Genomic DNA, 26,828 nt, shown 5'->3' with positions numbered 1-26,828 from the left:
CTTCCCGGGTGCGGGCCACGCCCGTTTCTCATTCGATCCCGGGCGTGAGGCGGGCGGGCCCGGAGTCCGGGTCTGCCCGCAGCTTGTCGTGGAGCAGCCTGCTCTGCTCCGTGAGCCGCTGGGGGCCGCTGAGCGGGGGCACGCCCGAGACGTTCGCACCGGGGGCGATCGGCGGCTGGTACTGGGTGGGCGCGGTCGCGGCCGTGTACGCCGTCGCGACCGCGATGACCGAGGTCATGCCGAGGGCGGCGCGGGTCCACAGCCGGGTACGCCCCTCCGCGCGGCCGCGGACGAGGGCCGCGGGGCGCGGTTCGAGCCGTACCGCCGGAGTCAGCGCCGCGAGCATGTCGTGCAGCAGCTCGGACTGTTCCCCGGGCGGTACGTCGGCCAGTTCGGGTACCCGGTCGGCGAGGTATTCGTGCGCGTGGAGCAGGCGGCTGCCCGCGGTGGGCGTGGTGGCCTCGGTCTCGGCGGCCGTGTCGGGGAGGTCGAGGCCGACGCCGTCGTAGAGCAGGACCGTACGGCGGTGGGCGGTGGGCAGCGAGAGCAGGGCGTCGAGGAGGATCCGGTCGGCGGGCTCGGCGGGAGGCTTGTCGGTATGCCGGTGTGCCGGGCGCAGCTGGTGCCAGGGGGAGAGGGCGCAGTCGTACGCGGCCGTGCGGACCCAGCCCACCGGGTCCGGATCGGTGTCCACTTCCGGCCACTGCCGCCAGGCCTGGCGGAACGCCCGCTCCACGGCCTCCCGGGCGAGGGCCCGGCGGCCGGTGAGCAGGTAGGTCTGGTGGATGAGGGCGGGGGCGGCCAGGGCGTAGAGGGCGTCGAACGCCGCTGCGGCTCCGCCAGTCGCCGCCGCCACGGGAGCATCGTCGGGGGCGGGTTCCGGGAGCACAGAGGGCTCGTCTGCCCCGTCCGCCCCGCCCGCCTCTGTGGCGGCGGCGAGTGGCGGTACCTCCTCGACGCCCTGCTCGACGGCGTGCTCGACGGCCTCCTCGACGGCCTCCGGGGCCGGGCCGGCGGCCTCGGCCCCGGCTTCCGGTTCGGCCTCCGCCGCTCCTTCCGCCTCGGCCTCGGCCTCCGCCTCGAGCTCAGCCCCAGCCCCAGCCCCAGCCCCGGCCTCGGGGACCCCCTCCGACGGATCCCCGAGGCCGGCCAGGAACTGCACGTACGCCTCGCGCTTGCGCCCGCGGGGATCCGTACGGCCCGTCTCCCAGGAGCGCACCGTGGCCGGCGTGACGCCCACCGCGGCCGCGACCTCCTCATGCGTCAGGTCCGCCGCTTCGCGCAGTCTGCGGCGTTCCTCCGGGGAGGGGAGGCTCAGCTCCGAGGTCGTCTCGACGCTTTGAGTCATGCCACGCTCCCCGCGACCCGACAGTCCTGGGCGAAAAAGTACATAAACGTATATTGAGCGACACCACGGACATTCGCCTGTTACCCGCTCATAGCGCGTGTCGTTGGCACCATGGCGGGGTGACCCAAGTGACCGAACGCGGGACCCCGTTGTCCGTGGCCCCGCGAGCCGTCCGACGGCGCCGCTCCCCGGCGGCCGCCGCATGCGTGGTGGGCGGCGCCGTGGCGGCCGGACTCGGGCTCGGCTTCCTGGCCGTGCTCGTCATCGTGCTGTGGATCAGCTCCCCCTATCCCGACAGCGGCCCCGGCGGGGCCCTGCATCTCGCCGCCGGGCTCTGGCTGCTCGCCCACGGGACGGAGCTGGTGCGGTACGAGACCCTCTCCGGCGTGCCCGCGCCCGTCGGCCTGACCCCCCTGCTGCTCGTCGCGCTGCCCGTACTGCTCATGCGGCGGGCCGCCCGGCTGGGGAGCGCCTCCGAGGAGGAGGGGGAGGAGACGCTGCCGGCCGGCGCCGTCTTCTCGGCCGTGCTCTGCGGCTATCTGGCCGTCGGGGCCCTGGCCACGGTGTACGCGGCGGGCGGCCCCATGCCCGCCGATCCGCTGAGCGCGGCCTGGCACGTTCCGCTGGTCGCCGTGCTCGCCGCCGCGAGCGGGGTGTGGGCGGTACGCGGCCGGCCGCTCGGGCCGCCGCCGTCCTGGGTGCCGGGGGGCGTACGGAGGGCAGTCGCACGCCCTCGTTACGCGCTGGCGCTCCGGGCCGGTGCGGGCGGGGCCCTCGTCCTGCTGGGCGGCGGCGCGCTGCTCGTTGGCAGCTCGCTCGCCTGGCACGGTACGGAGGTCCAGGGGTCCTTCCTGGCGCTGACCGGGGTGTGGTCCGGCCGCTTCGCGGTGCTGCTGCTCGCGATCGCGCTGATCCCGAACGCCATGGTCTGGGGGGCGTCCTACGCCCTCGGGCCCGGCTTCGCCCTCGGCGCCGGGGTGACCGCCACCCCGCTCGGGTTCACGGGCTCTGCCGCCCTGCCCCGGTTCCCGCTGCTGGCGGCGCTCCCGCCCGAGGGGCCCGGGACTCCGCTGACCTGGGCGGTCGCGGGGCTGCCGGTGGTGGCCGGGCTGGCGGTGGGCTGGTTCGCGGTACGCCGGGCGCGGGAGGTCTCGTACGGGGAGACCGCGCTCACGGCGGCGCTGGGCGCGCTGGTGTGCGGGCTGGTCATGACCGGGCTCGCGGCGGCCTCGGCAGGGCCGCTCGGGTCGCGGGCGCTGGCCGAGTTCGGGCCGGTGTGGTGGGCCACGGGGGCGGCGGCCTTCGTCTGGACGCTGCTGCCGGCGGTGCCGGTGGCGGTGGCGGTGCACGCGTGGCGCAACCGGCCGGCCCTGGCGATGGACGACGGCTGGCACGACAGCGGCGTACGGGAGATCCGGTGGGCGGCCCTGCGCCGTGCGGCGGGCACGCTGGTCCCGGACATCACCCCGGCTGAGCCCCCGGCCCCGGCCCCGCCGCGGCCGCCCCGGCAGGTGACCGTCGTGCCCAGGCTCCGCCTGGACCTGCTCCCGCCGAAGTCGCTGACCCCGCCGGTGGTCGGAGCCCGAGTGCTCCCCCGCCGCAAACCAACCCCCTGACCAGCCGGTCGCGCGCGGCGCCGTTGCGGGGGCTCCGCCCCCGGACCCTCCCCCAGCTACCGCTGTGGGGACCCCCCGCGCCTCAAACTCCCCCAGCTACCGCTGGGAGGTGCCCCCAGGCGGGGCTGCAATTGCCGGCGCCGCGCGTGGCGGACCCGCCCGGCGGAGGCGGGGGCCGGGGCGTTGGCGCCCCGTGGCTTCGTCCGGTGGGCCGGGTGGCGGAGAGCGATCGTTACTGGCGGACCTTCAGGATGTCGCCCACGAGGTTGTCCGGCAGGAGCGAGTTGCACTGGAGTTCCGCCGCGTTCGTCAGGGCGTCGTCGCGGCAGACGTAGAAGTCCTTGTAGGCCAGCTGCAAGGCGTACGAGCTCATCGCCAGCAGGATCGCCAGCGAGGCCGTGACCAGGCCGCTCACCGCCGCCGTGCGCTGGGGGCGGGCCGCCTCGCCCAGCGCCGCGAGTCCGCCCTGGGTGCTCTGGGCGCCACCCTGGCCGGCCTCCGCCGTCGCCGGCCTGCCCCGGAGCGCGCTGATGCCCCAGTACAGGGCGAGTGCCCCCAGCAGCAGACCGACCGACGGAATCCCGAAGATCCCGAAGAAGAAGCCCCACATGCCGGCCAGCAGCGCGTAGCGGGCGCGGCGCTGGATCGGGTCCGTCGGGTCCCAGCGCGCCGGGCCGCCCCGGCCGCCCTCGGGGTCCTGCCCGCCGCCCCCGCCCTCGCCGTTGCCGCCGCGGCGCGGCTGCCACGGCTGGTCGGGCCGGCCTTCCGGGGGAGCCGCGAAGGGGTTGTCGTCGGTGGGGGAGTCGGGCTGACGGCGGTCCGGCATCGGGTGTGTTTCTTCCCCTGTGTCATGGACGTCAGGGCGACGTCGCGGCGGAGGCCCAGGTGGGTGAGGCCTGTTTGCGGCTTGTAGGCCAGACGCTACCGCCCGGCCGTCCCCCCGTCCCTCGGGGGCCGTCCCGTGTGCCGGTATCGTTGCAGGCGGTCGGTGGCTTCGTATGGTTCCCCGTATATCGGTACCCCGAAGTTTCGTATGACCACACAAAGACGAACACCGCATTCCCGTGAGAAAGGGCCTCCCATGGCCGCCTCCCGCCTGGTCGTGCTGGTATCCGGTTCCGGCACCAACCTCCAGGCCCTGCTCGACGCCATCGACGCCCACCCCGGCGGATCCGAGGGCTTCGGCGCCGAAGTCGTCGCCGTGGGAGCCGACCGCGAGGACATCGCCGGTCTGGACCGTGCCGAGAAGGCCGGGATCCCCACCTTCGTGTGTCCCGTCAAGGCGTACGGCAGCCGGGAGGAGTGGGACACCGCCCTCACCGAGGCGACCGACGCCCATGCCCCGGACCTCGTGGTGTCCGCCGGTTTCATGAAGATCGTGGGCAAGGCGTTCATCGACCGCTTCGGCGGCCGGTTCATCAACACCCACCCCGCCCTCCTCCCCGCCTTCCCGGGCGCCCACGGCGTACGGGACGCGCTCGCCTACGGCGCGAAGGTCACCGGCTGCACCGTCCACTTCGTGGACGCGGGCGTGGACACCGGTCCGATCATCGCCCAGGGTGTCGTCGAGATCGGGGACGAGGACGACGAAGCCGCTCTCCATGAGCGCATCAAGGAAGTCGAGCGACAGCTGCTCGTCGATGTCGTGGGGCGCCTGGCCCGACACGGCTACCGCATTGAGGGACGAAAGGTAACAATCCAGTGACCGCCGTAGAGAGCAACGACCCGACCACGACCCAGCGGCCGATCCGGCGTGCGCTCGTCAGTGTCTACGACAAGACGGGACTGGAAGAGCTGGCCCGCGGGCTGCACGAGGCGGGCGTCGCGCTCGTCTCCACCGGCTCCACGGCCTCGAAGATCGCCGCGGCCGGGGTGCCCGTCACCAAGGTCGAGGAGCTCACCGGCTTCCCCGAGTGCCTCGACGGCCGCGTCAAGACCCTGCACCCGCGCGTGCACGCCGGCATCCTCGCCGACCTGCGCCTGGAGGACCACCAGCGGCAGCTCGCCGAGCTGGGCGTAGAGCCCTTCGACCTGGTGGTCGTCAACCTCTACCCCTTCCTCGAGACCGTCCAGTCGGGTGCCACCCCGGACGAGTGCGTGGAGCAGATCGACATCGGCGGCCCCTCCATGGTCCGCGCCGCGGCCAAGAACCACCCCTCGGTGGCGGTCGTGACCAGCCCCGAGCGCTACGCGGCCGTCCTCGACGCCGCGAAGAACGGCGGCTTCGACCTCACCGCCCGCAAGCGCCTGGCGGCCGAGGCCTTCCAGCACACCGCCGCCTACGACGTGGCCGTGGCCTCCTGGTTCACGAATGTGTACGCCCCGGAGCCGGAAGCGGTGCTGCCGGAGTTCCTGGCCGGCGCCTGGGAGCGCAAGTCGACCCTGCGCTACGGCGAGAACCCCCACCAGGCCGCCGCGCTGTACACGGACGGTCAGCCGGGCGGGCTCGCCAATGCCGAGCAGCTGCACGGCAAGGAGATGTCCTTCAACAACTACGTGGACACCGAGGCCGCCCGCCGGGCCGCCTACGACCACGAAGAGCCCTGCGTCGCGATCATCAAGCACGCCAACCCGTGCGGCATCGCCGTGGACACGGACGTCGCCGCCGCGCACCGCAAGGCGCACGCCTGCGACCCGCTGTCGGCCTTCGGCGGTGTCATCGCCGTCAACCGCCCGGTGACCGTCGAGCTCGCCGAGCAGGTCGCCGAGATCTTCACCGAGGTCATCGCGGCCCCCGGCTACGAGGACGGCGCCGTCGAGATCCTCGCCAAGAAGAAGAACATCCGCGTCCTGAAGGTGGACGGCACCCCGCACCAGCCGGGCGACCTCAAGCCCATCAGCGGCGGCGCGCTGCTCCAGCAGAGCGACCTCTTCCAGGCCGAGGGCGACGACCCGGCCAACTGGACCCTCGCCACCGGCGACGCGCTCTCCGCCGACGAGCTCGCCGAGCTCGCCTTCGCGTGGAAGGCCTGCCGGGCCGTCAAGTCCAACGCCATCCTGCTCGCCAAGGACGGCGCCTCGGTCGGCGTCGGCATGGGCCAGGTCAACCGCGTCGACTCGGCGAAGCTCGCCGTCGAGCGGGCGGGCGCCGAGCGCGCGCAGGGCTCGTACGCCGCCTCCGACGCCTTCTTCCCCTTCCCGGACGGGCTGGAGATCCTCACGGCCGCCGGCATCAAGGCCGTGGTCCAGCCGGGTGGTTCGGTCCGTGACGAGCAGGTCATCGAGGCCGCGAAGAAGGCCGGCGTGACGATGTACTTCACCGGGACCCGGCACTTCTTCCACTGAGTCCGGCACCGTCAGAACGGCGAAGGCCGCGACCCGCACTGCGGGTCGCGGCCTTCGCCGTTCGGCTACGGATTTCAGTAGCGCGGGGATCAGAAGCGCGGGCGCTTGAACCAGGCGGCGCCGGGGGCGGTGACCATCGCGGCGAGGATCAGGCCGCCGATGGCCAGGCTGATGACGCCGGCCGCGGGACCGCCGCCCTCGGAGGCGCTGTTGGTGAAGTTGGCGAGGCCGCCCAGGATGGACAGCGCGCCGTAGACGATCGTCGTGATGCGCACGCCGTTGCCGCCCTTGGCGAACTTGGCGCCGAGGACGATGGCCAGCACCCCGAGGGCGAGGACGAAGAGGCCGACGGCGATCACGACGCCGCCGACCACGTCACCGGTGGCGCCGCTGTCCGTGCTGGACAGTGCGGCGCCGCCGAGCAGCGCGAGGAGGCCGACGATGATCTGCAGGCCGCCCACGACGAAGAGCAGGACGCGCGCGGTCTTCACCAGACCCGGCATCTCCATCGGCATGCCCGGGTAGCCGCCGGGGCCACCGGGGTAGGCCGGGTAGCCCTGGGGGGCCTGCTGCTGCGGGTAGGCGTAGCCGCCCTGCGGCGGAACGCCCTGCGGGGCCTGCTGCGGGTAGCCGTAGCCGGGCTGGCCCTGCGGGGCCGGGGGCTGCTGGCCGTACGGGTTGTTCGGGTCGCCGAAGCTCATCTTGGGGTGTTCCTCCGTGGAAGTGCGGGGACGCACGGCACGCGCGGAGGAAAGCTGTGTTCTACGGTCCGCCCCCCGGCACTGCCCGCGGCACTCTTTCCGGTCATCGTCGTCCGACTGACCTTGACTTGTCCAGTTGGTTCACGCCGAGCCGGGGAATCGTTGTGCAAGTGCATTGACTTCGTTCCCTCCTTCGGGAGAAGGGAGTCCCATCTCACGGGTGGGGTTTCCTGCTTCACCACGGACCGCCCGGACCGAGAGGAGGACTCCCGATGAGGTCTTACGCCCGCTTCACGGAAGGAATCCCCACGACCCGGACGTCAGGGTCGGTCACGATCCGTACACAAGCGCAGGCAAAAGCGTCACGCAACGGAACGATGCCAACGGCTCCGAGTCCCGGGATGTGTCTTCACCCCCGGTTGAGACCGGGAGCTTCCTCGCAAGGGGACCGAGCCGTGGATCGCGCGCTCCGACGCGGGGCTTGAGCGCCTTGACTGGAACCGGGGGCACTCCATCCGGGAGGATGGGTACATGACCGCCCAGATTCTCGATGGCAAGGCCACCGCGGCCGCGATCAAGTCCGAACTGACCGCCCGTGTGGCGGCCCTCAAGGCCCGGGGCATCACCCCCGGCCTCGGCACCCTGCTGGTCGGTGACGATCCGGGCAGCCGCTGGTACGTCAACGGCAAGCACAAGGACTGCGCCGAGGTCGGCATCGCCTCCATCCAGCGCGAACTTCCCGCGACGGCCTCCCAGGAGGACATCGAGGCGGTCGTACGGGAACTCAACGCCAATCCGGAGTGCACGGGCTACATCGTCCAACTCCCGCTCCCCAAGGGCATCGACACCAACCGGGTCCTGGAGCTGATGGACCCGCTCAAGGACGCCGACGGCCTGCACCCCATGTCGCTCGGCCGGCTGGTGCTGAACGAGCCGGGCCCGCTGCCCTGCACCCCGTACGGGATCGTCGAACTGCTGCGCCACCACGGCGTCGGCATCAACGGCGCGCACGTCGTCGTCCTCGGCCGGGGCATCACCGTCGGCCGCTCGATCGGTCTCCTTCTCACCCGCAAGTCCGAGAACGCCACCGTGACGCTGTGCCACACCGGTACGCGCGACCTCTCGGGGCTGCTGCGCCAGGCGGACATCATCGTCGCCGCGGCGGGCGTCCCGCACCTGGTCAAGCCGGAGGACGTGAAGCCGGGCGCGGCCGTGCTCGACGTGGGCGTCAGCCGCGACGAGAGCGGGAAGATCGTCGGCGACGTGCACCCCGGGGTCGCCGAGGTGGCGGCCTGGATCTCCCCGAACCCGGGCGGCGTCGGCCCGATGACCCGGGCCCAGCTGCTCGTCAACGTCGTCGAGGCCGCGGAACGGAGCACCAGTGCAGGCTGAGCGGGACGACGATCGCGTGGTGTCCGCGGCCGACGCTTCCCGGTCCCGGCGCTTCCCGTCCGTCACCCGGGACACGGCCCGTCCCGAGGGCAGCGGCCGGGCGGTGCCCGGGGCCGTGTCCACGCCCGCCCGCCAGTGGCCGATGCTCAGCGTGCTCACCGCGACCGCGGCCGGGCTGCTGGCCACGGCGATGGGGCATCCGCGGATCGGCTGCCTGGTGATCGGCGTGGCCCTGTTGGCGGCCGCGGTGCTGCGGCGCGTACTGCCCTCCGTGGGGATGCTCGCGGTGCGCTCCCGCTTCACGGACATGGTCACGTACGGGCTGCTGGGCGTGGCGATCACGCTGCTCGCGCTGGCGATGGAGCCCAAGCCGTTGCTGCACATCCCGTTCCTGGAGTCGGCGGTCCGCTTCACCGTCCGCTGACCGCGCCGCGCGGCGCTGCCGGAGTCGAATGGCCCCCCGGGGCTCCGGCGGCGCCCGGGTCCGATAGCCTGACCGCGGATGTCTCTTCACGTCAAGATTTACTGGGGAGCGGCGTCCTCCAGCACATGGGGCAGGGACGCCCCACCGCCAGCTGTCTAACGGAGAAGGCCATGACCCGCACTCCCGTGAATGTCACCGTCACCGGCGCCGCCGGCCAGATCGGCTACGCGCTGCTCTTCCGCATCGCCTCCGGCCACCTGCTCGGCGCTGACGTGCCGGTCAAGCTCCGCCTTCTGGAGATCCCCCAGGGCATGAAGGCCGCTGAGGGCACCGCCATGGAGCTCGACGACTGCGCCTTCCCGCTGCTCAAGGGCATCGACATCTTCGACGACCCGAACGCGGGCTTCGAGGGTGCCAACGTCGCGCTGCTCGTCGGCGCCCGCCCGCGCACCAAGGGCATGGAGCGCGGCGACCTGCTCTCCGCCAACGGCGGCATCTTCAAGCCGCAGGGCAAGGCCATCAACGACCACGCCGCGGACGACATCAAGGTCCTGGTCGTCGGCAACCCGGCCAACACCAACGCGCTCATCGCGCAGGCCGCCGCCCCGGACGTACCGGCCGAGCGCTTCACCGCGATGACCCGCCTGGACCACAACCGCGCGATCTCGCAGCTCGCGCAGAAGACCGGCGCCGACGTCACCGACATCAAGCGCCTGACCATCTGGGGCAACCACTCGGCCACCCAGTACCCGGACATCTTCCACGCGGAGATCGCCGGCAAGAACGCCGCCGAGGTCGTCAGCGACGAGCTGTGGCTCGCCGAGACCTTCATCCCGACCGTCGCCAAGCGCGGCGCGGCAATCATCGAGGCCCGTGGCGCGTCCTCGGCCGCCTCGGCCGCCAACGCCGCCATCGACCACGTGCACACCTGGGTCAACGGCACCGCCGCTGGCGACTGGACCTCCATGGGCATCCCGTCGGACGGCTCCTACGGCGTCCCGGAGGGCATCATCTCCTCCTTCCCCGTCACCACCAAGGACGGCAAGTACGAGATCGTCCAGGGCCTGGACATCAACGAGTTCTCCCGCACCCGCATCGACGCCTCCGTGCAGGAGCTCGTCGAGGAGCGCGACGCGGTCCGCGCGCTCGGTCTCATCTGATCGAGGCTCCACCGCCAGAGAAAGGCCCCGGCGCCCAGTGCGCCGGGGCCTTTTGGCGTGATCGGCCCTGTCCGGGACCCGCCCCGCCCCGTACGGTTTCCTCCCACACCTGAGGGGGGACTCGGTGAGCGGCACCACCCAGGACGGCAGAACACCCGTACACCCGTCGCACACGGAAGCCGGACGGCTGCTGTGCGCCGGCGTCTATCTCGACACCGCGTACCGGGACCGGGTGATCGACGAGCTGTATGTCCACGAGGAGCGCTTCACCGCGCCCTCCTACGGGTTCGACGCCTCCCGCGTCCTCGCCCACGCCCTGCGCGCCCGGCGCATCGAAATGGCCTGGGCGGTGGCGGTGGTGGCGGTCTGGGCCCTCGGGCTGCTGCTGCTCCAGACCTTCATCGTCTTCCTGATCGTCCCGGCGCTCCTGCTCAGCGGGGCCGGCCAGATCAAGCGGCGCCGCGACCGGACCGGCCGCGGCAGCCGGATCGTCGAGTACCTCCTGCGCGGATACGCCGTCTGGATGCTCGGCAACGTCCTGTGGGGGGTGGTCGCCGGTTTCGCCGACGACATCGTGCAGCCGATTCGCTTCTCGGAATCCGGCTGGTTCCTCCCGTACCTGGGCGAGGTGATCATGCGGAACCCGCTCGGCATCTTCCTGGAGTGGCCGCTGATGGGGCGGTTCTACGGGGAGGCCTACTCGTGGGTCGCCGTCCTCGTCTTCCTCCTGCTCACGACCGTCGCCGGGCTCCAGCGGGGCCACTTCGCCCGGGTCCTGCACTCCTCGCTCGACCGCGAGGGCTACGCCGCCGGGGCGGGCGACCTGCTGGTGACGGGCCGGCGCTTCGGGCGGGCCCGCGCGCGGATCCAGCGGATCCAGCACGGACCCCTGGTCATGTACGACGTGGCCAATCCTTTCTGCGGCGCGGGCCAGGCCCACCTGCCGTGGCAGCTGTCCGTCGAACTGCGCCCGCGCGGCGACCGCGAGCCGGACGAGCTGGACAACGCGCAGATCGTGGAACGGATCCGGCCACTGCTGGAGGCCCTGCGGGTGCCCTCGCCGCACGGCTCCGAGGAGGCGGAGGCCTCCGTACTGGACCGGCTGCGGGAACTGGTCGTCGACGAGTGCGTGTTCCTGCCGGCCGACGGGCTGCCCGACGTCGACTCCCCGGACCTGTCGGAGCGGGCGTTCGCCGAGCACCGTGCCACCGCCGTGGAGGAGGGCGGCGAGCGCCGCCGGCACTTCCTGCGCGTGCGGATCGGGGCCTGGGACGAGAACCTCGTCGTCACCGTCTTCATCCGCGTCCACACGCAGGGCGGGATGCTGATGCTGGAGGTGGCGCCGCACGTGCTGCTGCCCGTACGGCCGCACTTCCAGATGGCCGACGACATCGCCCAGCGGCACCGGCGCAACACCGCCTTCGCCAAGGTGACCTGGGCGGTCGCGAACGGCGCGGGCGCGCTCGGGCCGGCGCTGCTCGCCCTGGTGCGTGCGATCCGCATCCCGTGGCGGCTGGCCACCGAGGGGCACGGCGTGGCGATGCCGGCCGGACCGTCCGTCTCCGTACGCGAACTCGCCTCGCAGACCGACGCCTCGCTGTTCCAGCTGACGGACCTGGACCGGTACCTGAAGACGATCCAGGAGCGGATCGTCGGCGGGGTGGCCCTGGCCCTGCACGAGGCGGGCTGGCACACCAAGGAGTTCGCGGAGCGGGCCGTCAACGTCGCGGAGGGCGCGGTCTTCATCCAATCGGTGAACAACAGCGCGTTCGGCATCGGCGGAGTGAGTCACAACAGCAGCAGCACCGGCCACCGGGCCCCGGAGGCGGGCAGGGACACGGGCACGGGCAAGGGCGAGGACAGGGGGAGAAGTGGCGGAAACGAGCGGTGGTAGCGGCGCGGAGCGGCCCGCGGTACGGATCGGCGACATCCACGGCAGCAGCTTCAGCATCGGCGGCACCCACAACACCAACAGCACCGTCCACCACGGCGGTACGGGGGACCGCGCGCCGGGCGCCGAGGAACTGCTGGAGGCCGTACGGGAGCTGCGCGCGGCCCTCGTACGGCTGCCCCGCAGCCCCGAACGGGCAGCGCTCGACGGCGAACTGGACGAGGTCGCCGGCGAGTTGGAGGCGGGCGGGGAGGTGCGGGCGGGTCTGCCGGCCCGGCTGCGCGCGGCGCTGGAGAGATGGGCGCCGCTGGTGGACTCCGTGAGCGCGGCCACCGCCCTGGCCGCCCTGCTGACCTCGCTGGGCGGCTGACCGTGGCACCGGGGGAGGGCGGCGTCCGCTGGAATCCGCGGTCGCAGCGGTGGGAGCGGGTGGAGCGGGTGGAGCAGGGCCCGGCGCAGGCCGCGCCCGATGCTCCGGCCACGGCGCCCGATGCCCCGCCCCCGACTCCGCCCCCGGCCGCGTCCCCGTACTCGTACCCGCCGGGCGTCCCGCCCCTCCCGGAGGGGCCGTCGGCGCCGCCCCCCGCGCGGCGCCGGCGGACCCTGGTGGTGGTGGCGCTCGGCGTGGCCGTGCTGGGCGCCGCCGTGGCCGGGTGGCTGTACCTGGGCCACAAGGGCCCGGGCCCGGACTCGGGCCCCGCGCGGTCCGACTACACGCAGGTGCGCGACACGGCGGCCGGTTTCTCGGTCGCGATTCCCCCGGGCTGGCAGGCCAGTCCGGGAGAGACCGCGTACGGGACCGTCTACCGCCCCGCGGGAGGTGACCGGAGTGCGGGACTCCAGGTCTTCCGGGCCGCCGAGGACACCAAGGCCGCCTGCGAGGTCCTGCGCGAGTCCACCGCGGAACTGAGCAAGAGCTCCGGCTACCGGGAGATCTCCAACGAGCCCGTGGCCGGTGACGGCTGCGAACAGGTCTACGAGTACGACGACCCCGGCTCGTCCGATCCGGCCGCCCACGCCATCGTGCGGCTCGTCGTCGCCGCCGGCGACACCCGCTGGGTGCTCATGGTCTACGGCCCCAGGACCGACGTCCCGCTCGTGCGCAGGCACCTTGAGGCGGCCGTCGAATCCTTCCGGGCGGACTGAGCCGGGGTCAGCTCTTGTACATGCCCGGCGTGTAGTGCCCCGGCACCATGCGGGTGGTGACGCCGATGCGGTTCCAGACGTTGATCGTCGCGATGACGGCGATCAGCTGGGCCAGCTCGCGCTCCTCGAAGTGCTTCGCCGCCCGCTCGTACACCTCGTCGGGCACGAACCCGTCGGTGAGGACCGTGACCGCCTCGGTGAGTTCGATCGCGGCGAGTTCCTTCTCGGTGTAGAAGTGCCGCGACTCCTCCCAGGCGCCCAGCTGGACGATCCGCTCTACGCTCTCACCGGCCGCGATGGCGTCCTTGGTGTGCATGTCCAGGCAGAACGCGCAGTGGTTGACCTGCGAGGCCCGGATCTTGACGAGTTCGACGAGGGCCGGGTCCAGGCCCTTCTTGGCGGCGATCTCCAGGCCCAGGACGGCCTTGTAGACCTCGGGGGCGAGCTTCGCCATGTGCATGCGGGGGGTGTGCTCGGGTGCGTTCTGCGTGTTCTGTGCGTTCTGTGCGGTCGTCATGTGATCCACCGTAGAAGACAGGCGGCCCGCCGCTATGGTCCATATCCATGACGGAATCGTGGGCCACTTTCGGTGCCGACCTGCATCTCGACCTCTCGGCCGGCCGCGGGCTGCGGGCCGGTCTCACCGAGGCGCTGCGCGAGGCCGCCCGCAGCGGGCGGCTGGCGGCCGGGACCCGGCTGCCGTCCTCCCGTTCGCTGGCCGCCGATCTGGGGATCGCCCGGAACACGGTCGCGGAGGCCTACGCCGAACTCGTCGCCGAGGGCTGGCTGACGGCCCGCCAGGGTTCCGGCACCAGGGTCGCGGAGCGGGCGAGGCCGCGCCGGGCCGCGGCGCCCGCCCGCGTACGGCATCCCGCGCGCCGCGGGCTCTCGTACAGCCTGATGCCCGGCTCCCCGGACCTGAGCGGCTTCCCGCGTGCGGCCTGGCTGTCGGCGGCCCGGCGGGCACTGACCGACGCGCCGAACGAGGCCTTCGGGTACGGGGCCGACGGCCGCGGCCGACCCGAGCTGCGGGAGGCGCTGACCGGCTACCTGGCGCGGGCGCGCGGGGTGTACGCGGACCCGGAGCGGATCGTGCTGTGCGCCGGCTTCGCGCACGCGCTGACCCTGCTGGCCCGGGTGCTGCGGGCGCGGCGGGTGCGGGAGATGGCGGTGGAGGGGTACGGCCTGGACGTCCACCGGAACCTGCTCACGCGGGCGGGCCTGCGGACCCGGCCGCTGGGGGTGGACGGGGACGGGGCCCGTACGGACGAGCTGGGCGCCGGGGCGGGCGCCGTCCTGCTGACCCCGGCGCACCAGTTCCCGACGGGCTCCGCCCTGACCCCGGCCCGCCGGGCGGCGGCGGTCGACTGGGCCCGGACCACCGGCGGGCTGATCCTGGAGGACGACTACGACGGGGAGTTCCGCTACGACCGCCAGCCGGTGGGAGCCCTGCAGGGACTGGATCCGGACCGGGTGGTGTACCTGGGCACGGCCAGCAAGTCGCTGGCGCCCGGGCTGCGGATGGGCTGGATGGTGGTCCCGCCGGGGCTGCTGGACGAGGTCGCGGCCGCCAAGGGCGTGAGCGACCGGACCTCCAGCGCGCTGGACCAGCTCACGCTGGCGGAGTTCATCACCTCGGGGGCGTACGACCGCCACGTGCGCGGCATGCGCCTGCGCTACCGGCGCCGCCGGGACGAGCTGGTGGCGGCCGTCGGCGACCGGGTCGGGGTGTCGGGGATCGCGGCGGGGCTGCACGCGGTGCTGGACCTTCCGGCGGGGACGGAGCGCTCGTTGCTCCAGTCGGCGGCCTGGCAGGACCTGTCCCTGGAGGGCCTGCCCGCGTTCCGCCACCCGGAGGCGGACCTTCCGCCGCGCGACGCCCTGGTCGTCGGCTACGGGACTCCGTCGGACAGCGCGTGGGCGCCGACCTTGGCGGCCCTCTCCGCGGCGTTGCCGTAGGAGGCGTGGTCACGGCGTCGGCAGCGGTTCCGCGACCTCCGGCGGCTCGCCGAAGCGGGCCAGGGCCAGGGATCCGGCGATCGCCACGACGAAGCCGAGGATCGCCAGCCAGGCCAGGCCCTCGCGGGTGCGGTCGCCGAGCCAGACCACGCCCACCACCGCCGGGCCGATCGTCTCGCCCAGCACCAGCCCGGCCGTCGCCGCTGTCACCGAGCCGCGCTGGAGCGCCGAGGTGAGCAGCAGGAAGGCCGCGCCGCCGCCCAGCAGCAGTGCGTACAGGGCGGGGTCCCGCAGGTCCCAGAAGGAATCGATGAGCCGCACCGAGACCTCCACCACCCCGAAGCCCGTCCCCGCGGCCAGGCCCAGGACCAGCGCCCGCGGCCCGTCCGGGAGCCGGCCCGCCACCATCCCGACCAGCAGCACCAGCCCCGCCACCACCAGCAGCCCCAGCTCCAGCGCGAGTGACCCGGTCCCCGAGCCCTCCTCGCCGGAGGCCAGCCCCAGCATCAGCAGCCCCGCGCACACCACCCACACCGCGCCCCACTCCGTCCGCGACAGCCGGACCTTCAGCAGCCGGGACGCGACCACGGCCGTCACGGCCAGACTCGCGGCCAGCGCGGCCCCCACCGCGTAGATCGGGATGTGGCGCAGCGCGATGATCTGGAGGACGAAGCCCACCGCGTCCAGGCCCAGACCGGCGAGATATCGCCATTGCCGCAGCGCCCGCATCAACAGCGCCGGGTCCACCCCGGACCCCGTCCCCGGCTCCGCGGCCCGCGCCGCCACCGCCTGCAGAACGGATGCCGTGCCGAAACAGATCGCCGCACCGAGCGCGCAAATCATCCCAATGAGCACGAACTGACTCTAGGTCACGGATCTCACGACGGCCGGATTCCATCGGCCCGGGGCCCCGCTCTAGTCTGTCGGGAGCACGCCAGGGCCTAGGGGAGCAGCAGACATGGACAGCAGCAGCACCAACACGCGCCGTATGCGCTCGGGCGCCGTCGCGCTCGGCGGCATGGGCCTGCTCGCGGCCACACTCGTGGCCTGCGGCAGCAGCAACGAGCCGGACAAGCGCTGCGCGTCCCGCTCCACGCTGGAACACCTGAACAACAAGGAGTGCAAGAGCGGCGGCACCGGCGCGTACTACTACGGCGGCTCCGTCCGGTCCGGCAAGGTCACCGGCGGCAGCTTCGACAAGTCCGCCGTCACCCGCGGCGGCATCGGCGGCCACTCCAGCTCCGGCTCCAGCGGCGGCTGAGGAACAGGCAAGAAGCACATGAAGCGGCACACCATCGAGCCCCGCCCCGACTGGCAGAAGACCGTCGAGGAACAGGGGCTGATCTACCCCCTCACCCGCTACCCCGACGACTCCCTGCGCCCCTACTGGGACGAGAGCGCGTACTACTCCTTCTCCCTCCCCGAGGTGGAGGCGCTGGAGAACGTGGTCGAGGAACTGCACGCCATGTGCCTGGCCGCTGCCGCGCACATCGTCGAGCACGACCGCTTCGCCGACCTCGGCATCACCGACCCCAAACTGGCCGCGCTGATCGCCGAGTCCTGGCGCCGCCGTGCCGAACAGCCCTCCCTCTACGGCCGTTTCGACCTGCGCTACGACGGCACCGGCAGCCCGGCCAAGATGCTGGAGTACAACGCCGACACCCCGACCTCCCTGGTGGAGGCGGCCAGTCCGCAGTGGTTCTGGATGGAGGAGCGCTTCCCCGGCGCCGACCAGTGGAACTCCCTCCACGAACGCCTCGTCGACGCCTGGCGCCGGCAGGCCGAGCTGCTGCCGCCCGGCCCGCTGCACTTCGCGCACTCCGAGACGGACGAGCTCGGCGAGGACCTGATGACGGTCGCCTACCTCCAGGAGACCGCCGAGCAGGCGGGCCTGGACACCCAGGCCCTTTCCGTCGAGCAGATCGGGTGGGACAGCCTGTCCGGCCGCTTCGTTGACGAGAAGCTCCGCTTCATCCGCAGCTGCTTCAAGCTCTACCCCTGGGAGTGGCTGGCCACGGACCAGTTCGGCCCCCAGGTCCTCGGCACCTACGACCACGGCGGCGGCTCCGGTACCACCTGCTGGATCGAGCCGCTGTGGAAGATGCTGCTGTCCAACAAGGCGCTGCTCGCGATCCTGTGGGAGCTCTTCCCGGAACACCCCAACCTGCTGCCCGCCTACCTCGACGGCCCGCGCGAGCTGGCCGACGAGGGCGGTTACGTCGCCAAGCCGCTGCTGGGCCGCGAGGGCGCCGGGGTCACCCTTCACGAACCCGGCGGCGAGCCGTTCGCGGCGCTGGACGACGAGCGGTACTGCTTCCAGGGCCTGGCCCCGCTGCCCGACTTCGACGGCAACCGGGTGGTGCTCGGCGCGTGGGTCGTCGAGGACGAGGCGGCGGGGCTCGGCATCCGCGAATCGGCGGGGCCGGTCACGGACGAGTACGCCCGCTTCCTGCCCCACGTCATCTTGTAGGGAACGGCATCCTCTGATCAGGCGGCCAGGAGAGACCTGAGCTGGTCCAGCCCCCAGTCCAGGTCCTCCTTGCTGATCACCAGCGGCGGGGCGATGCGGATCGTCGACCCGTGGGTGTCCTTCACCAGCACGCCCAGTTCCATCAGCTTCTCGGAGATCTGCCGTCCGGTCCCGCGCGACGGGTCGATGTCCACGCCCGCCCACAGCCCCCGCCCCCGTACGGCGGTCACCGCACCCCCGCCGACCAGCAGGTTCAGCTCCCGGTGCAGGTGGTCGCCGAGCTCGGTGGCGCGCTGCTGGTACTCGCCGGTCTTCAGCATCGCGATGACCTCCAGGGCGACGGCGCAGGCCAGCGGGTTCCCGCCGAAGGTGGACCCGTGCTCGCCCGGCCGGAACACCCCGAGCACGTCCCGGTCGGCGACCACGGCCGATACGGGCACCACCCCGCCGCCGAGGGCCTTGCCGAGGATGTACACGTCGGGGACGACCCCCTCGTGCTCGCACGCGAAGGTCTTGCCGGTCCGGCCCAGCCCCGACTGGATCTCGTCCGCCATGAACAGGACGTTCCGCTCGCGCGTGAGCTCCCGTACGCCGCTCAGGTACCCGGCGGGCGGCACCAGCACCCCCGCCTCGCCCTGGATCGGCTCCAGCAGGACGGCGACCGTGTTCTCGGTGACGGCGTGGGCCAGCGCGGTGAGGTCCCCGTACGGGACGATCTCGAAGCCCGGCGTGTACGGACCGAAGTGGTCGCGCGATTCGTGGTCCGTGGAGAAGGAGACGATGGTCGTCGTCCGGCCGTGGAAGTTGTCGGCGGCGACCACGATCTTGGCGTGGCCGTCCGGGACGCCCTTGACCTCGTAACCCCACTTGCGGGCGGTCTTCACGGCCGTCTCCACGGCCTCCGCGCCCGTGTTCATGGGCAGCACCATCTCCTTGCCGCACAGCGACGCGAGTTCGGTGCAGAAGTCGGCGAAGCGGTCGTGGAAGAAGGCCCGCGAGGTGAGCGTGACCCGCTCCAGCTGGGCGCGGGCGGCGTCGAGCAGACGGCGGTTGCCGTGGCCGAAGTTGAGCGCCGAGTAGCCGGCGAGCATGTCCAGGTACCGGCGGCCCTCCACGTCGGTCATCCACGCGCCGTCCGCGGAAGCGACGACGACGGGCAGCGGGTGATAGTTGTGCGCGCTGTGCGCGTCGGCGGAGCGGATTGCATCAGAAGTTTTCGACACGGGGTCTCCGATCGTCCGTCAGGCCTGTGACGAGGGTGGCGTCACTGTCCATCCTCGCTCGTATACAGGACGGAGAAACCTTTCTCGTGGCGCGCCCGCTAAGGTGGTCGGTACGCACGGCGACTGGCGTACGGAGAACGAACTCCGGGGGAGTCGTGCGCGCTGGACCGCACACAGGGCCGCTCGCCTGGGCCTCGCGGGGTACCGATCACATCGACCCCGGAGGAGCCCGCCATGTCCGCGAGCCGCCATCCCGCCCTGTCCGCGACCGACCCCGAGCTGGCGTCCTTCGTCGCGGCGGAGGAAACCCTGCAGGCCGAGACCCTGCGCCTGATCCCCAGTGAGAACTACGTGTCCGCCGCCGTCCTCGAGGCCTCCGGCACGGTGCTCCAGAACAAGTACAGCGAGGGCTACCCGGGCCGCCGCTACTACGAGGGCCAGCAGAACATCGACCGCGTCGAGGCCCTCGCCGTCGAGCGGGCGAAGGGCCTGTTCGGGGTGGAGCACGCCAACGTCCAGCCGTACTCCGGCTCGCCCGCGAACCTGGCCGTCTACCTGGCCTTCGCCAAGCCGGGCGACACGGTGATGGGCATGGCGCTGCCGATGGGCGGGCACCTGACCCACGGCTGGGGCGTCTCGGCGACGGGCTCCTGGTTCCGGGGCGTCCAGTACGGCGTCCGGCCCGGCACCGGCCTGATCGACTACGACGCGGTGCGCGACCAGGCACTGGCGGAGCGGCCGAAGATCATCTTCTGTGGTGGCACGGCGCTGCCGCGCACGATCGACTTCGCGGCCTTCGCCTCGATCGCCGAGGAGGCGGGCTCGGTCCTGGTCGCGGACGTGGCCCACATCGCGGGCCTGATCGCGGGCGGGGCGCACCCGTCCCCGGCGGGTCACGTGGACGTGATCTCGACGACCACGCACAAGACGCTGCGCGGGCCGCGCGGCGCGATGCTGATGTGCCGCGAGGAGCACGCGAAGGCCATCGACAAGGCCGTCTTCCCCGGTCTCCAGGGCGGTCCGCACAACCAGACGACGGCCGGAATCGCGGTGGCGCTGCACGAGGCGGCGCAGCCGGCGTTCGTCTCGTACGCGCACGCGGTCGTGGCCAACGCCAAGGCCCTGGCGCAGGCCCTGCTGGAGCGGGGCTTCGACCTGGTGTCGGGCGGTACGGACAACCACCTGATCCTGATCGACCTGACGGGCAAGGACGTGCCGGGCAAGGTCGCGGCGAAGGCGCTGGACCGGGCGGGGATCGTGGTGAACTACAACACGGTGCCGTTCGACACGCGCAAGCCGTTCGATCCGTCCGGGATCCGGATCGGTACGCCGTCGCTGACGTCCCGCGGCCTGTCGACGGAGCACATGCCGCAGGTCGCGGACTGGATCGCGCGGGCGGTCGACGCCGCCGCCAAGGCCGACGAGTCGGCGCTGGCCGTGGTCCGCGCCGAGGTCACGGCCCTGATGTCGGCCTTCCCGGCCCCGGGCCTCCCCCTGTCCTGACCCGCGGCCCGGCCGCTGGGGGCTCCGCCCCCAGACCCCCGCGCCTCAAACTCCCCCAGCTACCGCCGGGAGGGGCCCCCAGGCGGGGCTGGATTTGCCGCTGCGCGGCAATCAGCCCGCCCGGCGATCGAGGCGCGGGGAAATCGGTCGCTCGGCCGGGGTGGGATCCGGACGGGCCGCTACTGCCCGGTACCCCGGCGCGGCACGGCGCGGCCCGGTGCGACCCGGAAGGATCCGGCCAGCGGCGGGCCCGAGCCCGCCCCCGCACCTGAGAGAATGAAGCCATGGCTTCTGATCGTCCTCGCGCGCTCTCCGGCATCCAGCCCACCTCCGGTTCGTTCCACCTCGGGAACTACCTCGGAGCCATCCGCCAGTACGTCGCCCTCCAGGAGACGCACGACGCGTTCTACATGGTCGTCGACCTGCACGCGATCACCATGCCGCAGGATCCGAAGGATCTCCGCGCGAACACCCGCCTCTCCGCCGCGCAGCTGCTAGCCGCCGGCCTGGACCCCGAGCGCTGCACGCTCTTCATCCAGAGCCACGTGCCCGAGCACGCACAGCTCGGCTGGGTCATGAACTGCATCACGGGCTTCGGCGAGGCCAGCCGGATGACCCAGTTCAAGGACAAGTCCGCCAAGGGCGGCGTCAACAACGCCACCGTCGGCCTGTTCACGTACCCGATCCTCCAGGTCGCCGACATCCTGCTCTACCAGGCGAACTCGGTCCCCGTCGGCGAGGACCAGCGCCAGCACATCGAGCTGACCCGCGACCTGGCCGAGCGCTTCAACCAGCGCTTCGGCCAGACCTTCACGCTGCCCGCCGCGCACATCGTCAAGGAGGTCGCGAAGATCTACGACCTCCAGGACCCGGCGATCAAGATGTCGAAGTCCGCGTCGTCCCCCAAGGGCCTGGTCAACCTCCTCGACGAGCCCAAGGTCACCGAGAAGAAGATCAAGAGCGCGGTCACCGACGCCGAAGCCGAGATCCGCTTCGACGCCGAGAAGAAGCCCGGCGTCAGCAACCTGCTCACGATCTACTCCACCCTCACGGGCGAGACGATCCCCGCCCTGGAGGCGAGGTACGAGGGCAAGGGCTACGGCGCGCTGAAGACCGACCTGGCCGGTGTGATGGTCGATTTCGTCACACCCTTCAAGCAGCGCACCCAGGAATACCTGGACGACCCCGAGACGCTGGACTCCATCCTGGCCAAGGGCGCGGAGAAGGCCCGGGCGGTCGCCGCCGAGACCCTCGCGCAGACGTACGACCGCCTGGGATTCCTGCCCGCCAAGCACTGAGGAAAAGAGGCCCTGGCGAGACCGGGGGTACTGGCCTCACACTGGCGGCAGAAGTCCATCCAAATCGACGGAGGAGAGATACGTGGGGACCGTAACGCTCGGCGTTTCGATCGCGGTCCCGGAGCCGCACGGCAGCCAGCTCCAGCAGCTGCGCGCCGGCTTCGGGGACGCTGCCGCGCACGGCATCCCCACGCATGTCACCCTCGTCCCGCCGACCGAGGTGGAGGCGGACCGGCTCACCGAGATCCGCGCCCACCTGGCCGAGGTCGCCGCCGCGTTCCGGGCCTTCCGGATGCGGCTGGGCGGGACGGGAACCTTCCGTCCCCTCTCGCCGGTCGTCTTCGTCCAGGTCGTCGAGGGCGCCGCGGGCTGCACCCGCCTCCAGGGCGAGGTCCGCGACCCCGACGGGCCGCTCAGCCGGGAGCTGGCCTTCCCGTACCACCCCCACGTCACGGTCGCCCACGGGATCTCCGAGGAGGCGATGGACCTGGCGTTCACGACCCTCGCCGAGTACGCGGCCGAATGGGTCTGCGCGGGCTTCGCGCTCTACGAGCAGGGCTCGGACGGGGTCTGGCGCAAGCTGCGCGAGTACCCGTTCGGCACCGGCCCGACGGGCGTTCCGACGCAGCAGGGGTCACCTGCCGACGAAGCGGCCGGGACGACCGCACGACCTTCCTGACGGAGCGGCCGCAGGGCCTGGTGCGTGCGGAACCTGAGCCTGCGCAGGACCAGGGCGTGGAACGGGCGACCCGTCGGACGCGCTTCGGAAAAAGTCACAGTCGACGACCGTAGTCCCAGAAACCGACAATCCCGGCTATTTCCGGCAGCTCAATTACGGTGACTTCATGGACTGGCTGACGAAACTCCCGGTGATCGGTCCGCTGGCGGCCCGTCTGATGCGCACACACGCGTGGCGTTCGTACGAACGTCTTGACCGCGTGCACTGGACCCGGCTCGCCGCCGCGATCACCTTCATCAGCTTCCTCGCCCTCTTCCCGCTGATCACGGTGGCCGCCGCCGTGGGTGCGGCGCTGCTCAGCGAGGAGCAGCTCAAAACGCTGCAGAAGAACCTCGCCGAACAGGTCCCCGGCATCTCCGACCAGCTCGACCTCGACGCGCTCGTCGCGAACGCGGGCACCGTCGGCCTCATCGCCGGCGTGATCCTGCTCTTCGCCGGCATCGGGTGGATCGGCTCGATGCGGGACTGCCTGCGCGCGGTGTGGGAGAAGGACGACGAGGACGAGGGGAACCCCTTCGCCCGCAAGGGCAAGGACACCCTCGTGCTCCTCGGCCTCGGCGCGGTCGGCCTGGCCTCGGCGGCCGCCTCGGTCTTCGGCGCCAGCGCGGTCGGGAAGTCCGCCGAGTGGCTCGGCATCCCGCGCGAGGGCGCGGGCGGGGCGCTGCTGCGCTCAGGCGCCTTCGCCGTCGGCGTCGTGGCCGCGTTCCTGCTGCTGCTGTACGTCCTGACCCTGCTCCCCGGCGTCGAACCGCCGCGAGGCCGCCTGATCCAGGCGGCCCTCATCGGCGCGGCGGGCTTCGAGCTGCTGAAGCTCCTGCTGAGCGGCTACATGCGCGAGGTCGCCGCGAAGAGCATGTACGGGGCCTTCGGCGTGCCGATCGCCCTGCTGCTCTGGATCAACTTCACGGCGAAGCTGCTGCTGTTCGTCGCGTCCTGGACGGCGACCCGCGACGACGAGGCCGACGCCGAAGAAGGCGGCGAAAACGGCGGCGAAAACGGCGGCGAAAACGGCGACGAGAACCCGGCCCCCGCCCCGGCCGCGCCCTAGACGAGGTCCTCGCCGCGGCTGCGGCGGCCGCGGGGCCAGCGGCGGTTGACCACGAAGGCGCCGCCCGCCAGCACGGCCAGCGCGCCGCCCGCGACGCCGAGCGCGGTACCGACGCCGCCCGAGCCCCCGTCGGCCGCCGACGGGTTGTTCTCGTGGGACTGGGCCGGCGAGCCGTGCGAGCTGGTGTCCTCGCTCTTCGGCGGCACCAGCTCACCCACCGGCTTGACCTTCCCGGCCGCCGCGAAACCCCAGTCGAAGAGCGCGGCGGTCTCCTCGTACACCGAGTTGGCGCCGCCCGCGCCCGGGTTCATCACCGTGACCAGCAGCTTCCGCGCGCCCTGCTGCGCCGCGCCGGTGAAGGTGGCGCCGGCCATCGTCGTGTTGCCGTTCTTCACCCCGGCGATGCCCTTGTACGGGGAGATGCCGCCCGCGCCCGTCATCAGCCGGTTGGTGTTCTGGATCTCGAAGTAGTCCCGGGGCTTCCCGGGCAGCTGCAGGCCCGGGAACTTGGCCTCGGCCGTGCCGCAGTACTCCCGGAAGTCCTGCTTCCGCAGCCCGGAACGGGCGATCAGCGTGAGGTCGTACGCGCTCGACACCTGCTCCGGGGCGTCGTACCCGTCGGGCGACACCACGTGGGTGTCCAGCGCCTGGAGCTCCTCCGCGTGTGCCTGCATGTCCTTGACGGTCTTCTCGATGCCGCCGTTCATGGCCGACAGCACGTGCACGGCGTCGTTCCCCGACCGCAGGAACACCCCGAGCCACAGGTCGTGGACGCTGTACTCGTGGTCCTCCTTGACCCCGACCAGGCTGCTGCCCGGCCCGACACCGTCCATGTCCTGCTCGGTGACCTTGTGGACCTGCTCCTTGGGCAGGCTCGGCAGCACGGTGTCCGCGAAGAGCATCTTCATGGTCGAGGCCGGGGGGAGCCGCCAGTGCGCGTTGTGCGAGGCCAGCACCTCGCCGGACTCGGCGTCCGCCACGATCCACGACCGCCCCGTCAGGTTCGAGGGCAGGGCGGGCGCGCCCGGCAGCAGGTTCACCTGGGTCCCCGGCTGGCCGAGCAGGCCTCCGCCGACCGTGGACATCGAGGCCGGCGGCGCGGGAGCCGCCTTGGCGTTCGGGGCCTTCGGCGGCTGCCCCTTCCCGTCGGCCGGCGGGACCGGCGGGGTCGGCGAGGCGTGCGCGGGGGCCACGAGCATGGCGGGGACCAGCAGCGCGGCGGAAAGGACCGTCAGCGCGGTCTTCTTTACAGACACGCAGGTGAAAGTACCTCCCGATCGGCTGGACGGCGGCGCTGACCGGCCAATTCGGTACAACCACTGCCGGGACAGCCCACCCCGGCGCGTCCGTTCCGGGGACCGATCCGATACTGGGGCCATGAAACTCAGCCGTACCGCCTCCTGGTTCCTGCTCGCCTTCGGAGTGTGGAGCTGGTTCATCTGGGTGTCTTTCGTCCGGAACCTGTGGAAGAACGGCAGCGGCCTTGCATTCGATGCGGCGGGCGACCCGACGTCCTACTTCTGGGTGCACCTGACACTTGCGGTGACGTCCTTTCTCCTGGGGACGGCCGTCGGTGTGATCGGGTTGCGCGGGGTGCGGGCGCTGCGGCGTGAATCACGTAAGGGACAGAACGCATGAGAATCGTCGTCTTCGCGCTGATCGCCCTCGCCGTCGTCGCCCTCCTGGTGCTGGTCCACCGCTGGCTGTGGATCCGGCTGGTCCGCGACACCACGGCTCCCGGCGGCCTGCCCCGCCGCATCGGCACGACCTTGTCCATCGCCCTGCCCCTCCTCTCCGTGGCCGCGCTGACCGCAGGCCGCGCGGGCGCTCCGTTCCCGCTCCAGCAGGCCGTGGCCTGGCCGGGGTTCCTCTGGCTCGCGGTGCTCCTCTACCTGACCCTGACGATGCTGGTAGCGGAGCCGATCCGCGCGCTGTTGCTCCGCCGACTGGCCCACCAGGTCCCCTCCGAGGTGGCGGACCCGCCCTCCGGCGCGCGCCAGGACGGCACCACCACGACCACCACCGTCGCCGCGCCCGTCACGCCCGCCACGCCGTCCGCGGACGAGCTGACCCGCCGTCGCTTCGTCGCACGCACCCTCGGCGGCGCGGCCGCCGCCGTGGCCGTCGGGACCGTCGCGAACGGGGCGTACGGCGCGCACGGAGTCCTGCGCGGGCCCGGCGTCCGGCGCGTCCAGGTGCCCCTCGCCAAGCTGCCGCGCGCCGCGCACGGCTTCCGGATCGCCGTCGTCAGCGACGTCCACCTCGGCCCGATCCTCGGCCGCGCCCACACCCAGCGCATCGTCGACACCGTCAACCGGACCCAGCCCGACCTCATCGCCATCGTCGGCGACCTCGTCGACGGCAACGTCCACGACCTCGGACCGGCCGCCGAGCCGCTGCGCGGGCTCACCGCCCGCCACGGCGCGTTCTTCGTGACCGGGAACCACGAGTACTTCTCCGGCGCACAGCAGTGGGTCGACCACGTCCGCGAGCTCGGCCTGACCCCGCTGGAGAACGCCCGCCGCCCGCTCCCGTACTTCGACCTCGCCGGCGTGAACGACATCGCGGGCGAGAACGAGGGCCACGGCCCCGACTTCGGGGCGGCGCTCGGCGACCGCGACCGGGCCCGTACCGCCGTACTCCTCGCCCACCAGCCCGTCGTCATCCACGACGCCGTCAAGCACGGCGTCGACCTCCAGCTCTCCGGCCACACCCACGGCGGTCAGCTCTGGCCCGGCAACTACCTCGCCGAGCTCGCCAACCCCACCGTCGCCGGCCTGGAGCGCTACGGCGACACCCAGCTCTACGTGTCCCGCGGAGCCGGCGCCTGGGGACCCCCGGTCCGGGTCGGCGCGCCGTCCGACATCACGGTCGTAGAACTCGCCTCATATCAGGCCTGACCGGCGGCCGGGGCGCGCTTGCGGGCCCCCGCCGTGGCCGTCTGCGCCATACCGGGCAGGAAGTCCGCGAACAGCTCGTGCACCTCGCGCACCAGCGGCCGCAGCACCTTGAACCGGGCCAGCACGATGCCCCGCGTCGTCAGCTGCGCGCCGCGCTCGGCGAGCCGCCGCGTCTTCTCGCTGTTCGGCGACCGGTCGAAGACCCAGTACAGGACCAGGCCCATCTGCGAGAGCCACATCAACTCCGGCAGTACGTCGACCAGCTCGGCCGGCACCTTGGTCTTCGCGCCCGCCAGCACCTCGCGGTGGATGTCGATCGCCGCCTGGCGCGCGTCCTCCGACTCCGGCGAGAAGGGGCTGAGCGGACTTTCAGGGTCCGCCGCGTTCTTGAAGAACTGCGAGGCGAACTCGTGGTACGGGGCCGCGATGTCCATCCAGCTCGTCAGCACGCCGGCGAGCCGCTTCTGCAGATCGGTCTCGCTGTCCAGGATGGGCCGGACCGCCGCCTGGTGGGCGGCGCCGATCCGGTCGTAGAACCCCTGGACGAGGTGTTCCTTCGATTCGAAGTAGTAATAGGCGTTGCCGACCGAGACACCGGCCTCCTTCGCGATACCCCGCATCGTCGTCTTGTCGAAGCCGCGCTCCTGGAAGAGACGGAGCGCGGTTTCGAGGATGAGCGTGCGGGTCTGCTCGCTCTTTGGAGCCTTCTGATCAGTCACGGTGCA

General features: G+C 72.3%; 26 protein-coding genes and 1 riboswitch. Of the genes, 18 read left to right on the top strand and 8 right to left on the bottom strand.

Annotated features, from left to right (window positions below; genetic code table 11):
- Positions 1–28 precede the first annotated feature (28 nt).
- Positions 29–1,348, bottom strand: coding sequence for a helix-turn-helix domain-containing protein (locus OHA89_RS15505; RefSeq protein WP_406366406.1), 1,320 nt, complete (start codon positions 1,346–1,348; stop codon positions 29–31).
- 119 nt (positions 1,349–1,467) lie between these two features.
- Between OHA89_RS15505 and OHA89_RS15500 the strand changes: the two genes are divergently transcribed.
- The gene (locus OHA89_RS15500) at positions 1,468–2,964 is read left to right on the top strand and encodes a DUF6350 family protein (protein WP_266608052.1); all 1,497 of its coding nucleotides are present in this window, start codon (positions 1,468–1,470) and stop codon (positions 2,962–2,964) included.
- Between the two features lie 232 nt (positions 2,965–3,196).
- Here OHA89_RS15500 and OHA89_RS15495 read toward each other — a convergent pair whose 3' ends face one another.
- Complete coding sequence (locus OHA89_RS15495) at positions 3,197–3,790, bottom strand: hypothetical protein (RefSeq protein ID WP_257554687.1); 594 nt, start codon at positions 3,788–3,790, stop codon at positions 3,197–3,199.
- Positions 3,791–4,045: 255 nt separating this feature from the next.
- On the opposite strand from OHA89_RS15495, the gene purN reads away from it, so the two are divergent.
- Entirely contained in the window at positions 4,046–4,669 is a 624-nt protein-coding gene (gene purN, locus OHA89_RS15490) for a phosphoribosylglycinamide formyltransferase (protein ID WP_215147763.1), read from the top strand.
- Complete coding sequence (gene purH, locus OHA89_RS15485) at positions 4,666–6,249, top strand: bifunctional phosphoribosylaminoimidazolecarboxamide formyltransferase/IMP cyclohydrolase (protein ID WP_215147761.1); 1,584 nt, start codon at positions 4,666–4,668, stop codon at positions 6,247–6,249. The genes purN and purH overlap by 4 nt, the downstream gene beginning before the upstream one ends.
- 89 nt (positions 6,250–6,338) lie before the next feature.
- Here purH and OHA89_RS15480 read toward each other — a convergent pair whose 3' ends face one another.
- On the bottom strand, positions 6,339–6,950 hold the full coding sequence (locus tag OHA89_RS15480) for a hypothetical protein (protein ID WP_215147759.1): 612 nt from the start codon (positions 6,948–6,950) through the stop codon (positions 6,339–6,341).
- Between the two features lie 531 nt (positions 6,951–7,481).
- On the opposite strand from OHA89_RS15480, the gene OHA89_RS15475 reads away from it, so the two are divergent.
- The 6 genes from OHA89_RS15475 (at position 7,482) to OHA89_RS15450 (ending at position 12,963) form a co-directional block, all read left to right on the top strand.
- Positions 7,482–8,342: a bifunctional methylenetetrahydrofolate dehydrogenase/methenyltetrahydrofolate cyclohydrolase gene (locus OHA89_RS15475; protein ID WP_215147757.1), complete on the top strand. Its 861-nt coding sequence runs from the start codon at positions 7,482–7,484 to the stop codon at positions 8,340–8,342.
- 19 nt (positions 8,343–8,361) lie between these two features.
- A complete protein-coding gene (locus OHA89_RS15470) occupies positions 8,362–8,766 on the top strand; it encodes a DUF3017 domain-containing protein (protein WP_257554682.1) in 405 nt (134 codons plus the stop codon).
- 170 nt (positions 8,767–8,936) lie between these two features.
- Positions 8,937–9,926, top strand: coding sequence for a malate dehydrogenase (locus OHA89_RS15465; protein WP_215147753.1), 990 nt, complete (start codon positions 8,937–8,939; stop codon positions 9,924–9,926).
- Positions 9,927–10,050: 124 nt separating this feature from the next.
- Positions 10,051–11,820, top strand: coding sequence for a hypothetical protein (locus OHA89_RS15460; protein WP_406366402.1), 1,770 nt, complete (start codon positions 10,051–10,053; stop codon positions 11,818–11,820).
- Positions 11,798–12,187: a hypothetical protein gene (locus tag OHA89_RS15455; protein ID WP_257554679.1), complete on the top strand. Its 390-nt coding sequence runs from the start codon at positions 11,798–11,800 to the stop codon at positions 12,185–12,187. The genes OHA89_RS15460 and OHA89_RS15455 overlap by 23 nt, the downstream gene beginning before the upstream one ends.
- A gap of 2 nt (positions 12,188–12,189) precedes the next feature.
- Positions 12,190–12,963 (top strand): hypothetical protein, encoded by a 774-nt coding sequence (locus OHA89_RS15450; protein WP_406366401.1) that lies wholly within the window; start codon positions 12,190–12,192, stop codon positions 12,961–12,963.
- 7 nt (positions 12,964–12,970) lie between these two features.
- Here the strand turns inward: OHA89_RS15450 and OHA89_RS15445 are convergent, their stop codons facing one another.
- Entirely contained in the window at positions 12,971–13,480 is a 510-nt protein-coding gene (locus tag OHA89_RS15445; protein WP_266608043.1) for a carboxymuconolactone decarboxylase family protein, read from the bottom strand.
- Positions 13,481–13,527: 47 nt separating this feature from the next.
- Here OHA89_RS15445 and OHA89_RS15440 point away from each other — a divergent pair, with 47 nt between their 5' ends.
- Positions 13,528–14,922 carry a PLP-dependent aminotransferase family protein gene (locus OHA89_RS15440; protein WP_406366399.1) on the top strand — a complete coding sequence of 465 codons (1,395 nt, stop codon included), beginning with the start codon at positions 13,528–13,530 and terminating at the stop codon, positions 14,920–14,922.
- A gap of 9 nt (positions 14,923–14,931) precedes the next feature.
- Here the strand turns inward: OHA89_RS15440 and OHA89_RS15435 are convergent, their stop codons facing one another.
- Positions 14,932–15,765 (bottom strand): hypothetical protein, encoded by an 834-nt coding sequence (locus tag OHA89_RS15435; RefSeq protein ID WP_266612271.1) that lies wholly within the window; start codon positions 15,763–15,765, stop codon positions 14,932–14,934.
- Positions 15,766–15,880: 115 nt separating this feature from the next.
- Between OHA89_RS15435 and OHA89_RS15430 the strand changes: the two genes are divergently transcribed.
- Both OHA89_RS15430 and OHA89_RS15425 read left to right on the top strand, forming a co-directional pair.
- Positions 15,881–16,183, top strand: coding sequence for a hypothetical protein (locus OHA89_RS15430; protein ID WP_215147741.1), 303 nt, complete (start codon positions 15,881–15,883; stop codon positions 16,181–16,183).
- A gap of 18 nt (positions 16,184–16,201) precedes the next feature.
- Positions 16,202–17,392 carry a glutathionylspermidine synthase family protein gene (locus OHA89_RS15425; protein ID WP_266608039.1) on the top strand — a complete coding sequence of 397 codons (1,191 nt, stop codon included), beginning with the start codon at positions 16,202–16,204 and terminating at the stop codon, positions 17,390–17,392.
- A gap of 17 nt (positions 17,393–17,409) precedes the next feature.
- On the opposite strand, the gene rocD is transcribed toward OHA89_RS15425, so the two are convergent.
- The gene (rocD, locus tag OHA89_RS15420; protein WP_215147737.1) at positions 17,410–18,615 is read right to left on the bottom strand and encodes an ornithine--oxo-acid transaminase; all 1,206 of its coding nucleotides are present in this window, start codon (positions 18,613–18,615) and stop codon (positions 17,410–17,412) included.
- A 109-nt stretch (positions 18,616–18,724) separates the two neighbouring features.
- Positions 18,725–18,815, top strand: a riboswitch (ZMP/ZTP riboswitch).
- Positions 18,816–18,849: 34 nt separating this feature from the next.
- Here rocD and glyA point away from each other — a divergent pair.
- The 4 genes from glyA to OHA89_RS15400 all read left to right on the top strand — a co-directional run bounded on the left by glyA (position 18,850) and on the right by OHA89_RS15400 (position 23,203).
- Positions 18,850–20,118 (top strand): serine hydroxymethyltransferase, encoded by a 1,269-nt coding sequence (gene glyA, locus OHA89_RS15415; protein ID WP_406366397.1) that lies wholly within the window; start codon positions 18,850–18,852, stop codon positions 20,116–20,118.
- 284 nt (positions 20,119–20,402) lie between these two features.
- Positions 20,403–21,416, top strand: coding sequence for a tryptophan--tRNA ligase (trpS, locus tag OHA89_RS15410; protein ID WP_257554658.1), 1,014 nt, complete (start codon positions 20,403–20,405; stop codon positions 21,414–21,416).
- Positions 21,417–21,498: 82 nt separating this feature from the next.
- Entirely contained in the window at positions 21,499–22,095 is a 597-nt protein-coding gene (locus tag OHA89_RS15405) for a 2'-5' RNA ligase family protein (RefSeq protein WP_406366395.1), read from the top strand.
- A 166-nt stretch (positions 22,096–22,261) separates the two neighbouring features.
- Positions 22,262–23,203: a YihY/virulence factor BrkB family protein gene (locus tag OHA89_RS15400; RefSeq protein WP_266608030.1), complete on the top strand. Its 942-nt coding sequence runs from the start codon at positions 22,262–22,264 to the stop codon at positions 23,201–23,203.
- Here OHA89_RS15400 and OHA89_RS15395 read toward each other — a convergent pair.
- Positions 23,200–24,642, bottom strand: coding sequence for a D-alanyl-D-alanine carboxypeptidase (locus OHA89_RS15395; protein ID WP_406366393.1), 1,443 nt, complete (start codon positions 24,640–24,642; stop codon positions 23,200–23,202). The genes OHA89_RS15400 and OHA89_RS15395 overlap by 4 nt on opposite strands.
- Between OHA89_RS15395 and OHA89_RS15390 the strand changes: the two genes are divergently transcribed.
- Together OHA89_RS15390 and OHA89_RS15385 are read left to right on the top strand one after the other, a co-directional pair.
- Positions 24,581–24,841, top strand: a complete 261-nt coding sequence (locus OHA89_RS15390; RefSeq protein WP_215147725.1) for an SCO4848 family membrane protein — start codon at positions 24,581–24,583, stop codon at positions 24,839–24,841. The genes OHA89_RS15395 and OHA89_RS15390 overlap by 62 nt on opposite strands.
- Positions 24,838–26,103, top strand: coding sequence for a metallophosphoesterase (locus OHA89_RS15385; protein WP_266608024.1), 1,266 nt, complete (start codon positions 24,838–24,840; stop codon positions 26,101–26,103). The genes OHA89_RS15390 and OHA89_RS15385 overlap by 4 nt, the downstream gene beginning before the upstream one ends.
- Here OHA89_RS15385 and OHA89_RS15380 read toward each other — a convergent pair.
- A complete protein-coding gene (locus OHA89_RS15380; protein WP_266608022.1) occupies positions 26,094–26,822 on the bottom strand; it encodes a TetR/AcrR family transcriptional regulator in 729 nt (242 codons plus the stop codon). The genes OHA89_RS15385 and OHA89_RS15380 overlap by 10 nt on opposite strands.
- Between the last annotated feature and the right edge of the window lie 6 nt (positions 26,823–26,828).

The organism is Streptomyces sp. NBC_01546 (assembly GCF_045208355.1).
Taxonomy (GTDB): Bacteria; Actinomycetota; Actinomycetes; order Streptomycetales; family Streptomycetaceae; genus Streptomyces.
This window is presented reverse-complemented; position numbering and strand designations above follow the sequence as displayed.

Bases quoted from the DNA above. Each gene is read 5' to 3' on its own strand.
- OHA89_RS15385 (WP_266608024.1), top strand. From the start codon at position 24,838: ATGAGAATCGTCGTCTTCGCGCTGATCGCCCTCGCCGTCGTCGCCCTC.
- OHA89_RS15465 (WP_215147753.1), top strand. From the start codon at position 8,937: ATGACCCGCACTCCCGTGAATGTCACCGTCACCGGCGCCGCCGGCCAG.
- OHA89_RS15400 (WP_266608030.1), top strand. From the start codon at position 22,262: ATGGACTGGCTGACGAAACTCCCGGTGATCGGTCCGCTGGCGGCCCGT.
- OHA89_RS15440 (WP_406366399.1), top strand. From the start codon at position 13,528: ATGACGGAATCGTGGGCCACTTTCGGTGCCGACCTGCATCTCGACCTC.
- OHA89_RS15495 (WP_257554687.1), bottom strand. From the start codon at position 3,790: ATGCCGGACCGCCGTCAGCCCGACTCCCCCACCGACGACAACCCCTTC.
- trpS (WP_257554658.1), top strand. From the start codon at position 20,403: ATGGCTTCTGATCGTCCTCGCGCGCTCTCCGGCATCCAGCCCACCTCC.
- OHA89_RS15505 (WP_406366406.1), bottom strand. From the start codon at position 1,348: ATGACTCAAAGCGTCGAGACGACCTCGGAGCTGAGCCTCCCCTCCCCG.
- OHA89_RS15395 (WP_406366393.1), bottom strand. From the start codon at position 24,642: ATGAACCAGCTCCACACTCCGAAGGCGAGCAGGAACCAGGAGGCGGTA.
- OHA89_RS15445 (WP_266608043.1), bottom strand. From the start codon at position 13,480: ATGACGACCGCACAGAACGCACAGAACACGCAGAACGCACCCGAGCAC.
- OHA89_RS15480 (WP_215147759.1), bottom strand. From the start codon at position 6,950: ATGAGCTTCGGCGACCCGAACAACCCGTACGGCCAGCAGCCCCCGGCC.
- OHA89_RS15475 (WP_215147757.1), top strand. From the start codon at position 7,482: ATGACCGCCCAGATTCTCGATGGCAAGGCCACCGCGGCCGCGATCAAG.
- OHA89_RS15430 (WP_215147741.1), top strand. From the start codon at position 15,881: ATGGACAGCAGCAGCACCAACACGCGCCGTATGCGCTCGGGCGCCGTC.
- glyA (WP_406366397.1), top strand. From the start codon at position 18,850: ATGTCCGCGAGCCGCCATCCCGCCCTGTCCGCGACCGACCCCGAGCTG.
- OHA89_RS15425 (WP_266608039.1), top strand. From the start codon at position 16,202: ATGAAGCGGCACACCATCGAGCCCCGCCCCGACTGGCAGAAGACCGTC.
- purN (WP_215147763.1), top strand. From the start codon at position 4,046: ATGGCCGCCTCCCGCCTGGTCGTGCTGGTATCCGGTTCCGGCACCAAC.
- OHA89_RS15390 (WP_215147725.1), top strand. From the start codon at position 24,581: ATGAAACTCAGCCGTACCGCCTCCTGGTTCCTGCTCGCCTTCGGAGTG.
- OHA89_RS15435 (WP_266612271.1), bottom strand. From the start codon at position 15,765: ATGATTTGCGCGCTCGGTGCGGCGATCTGTTTCGGCACGGCATCCGTT.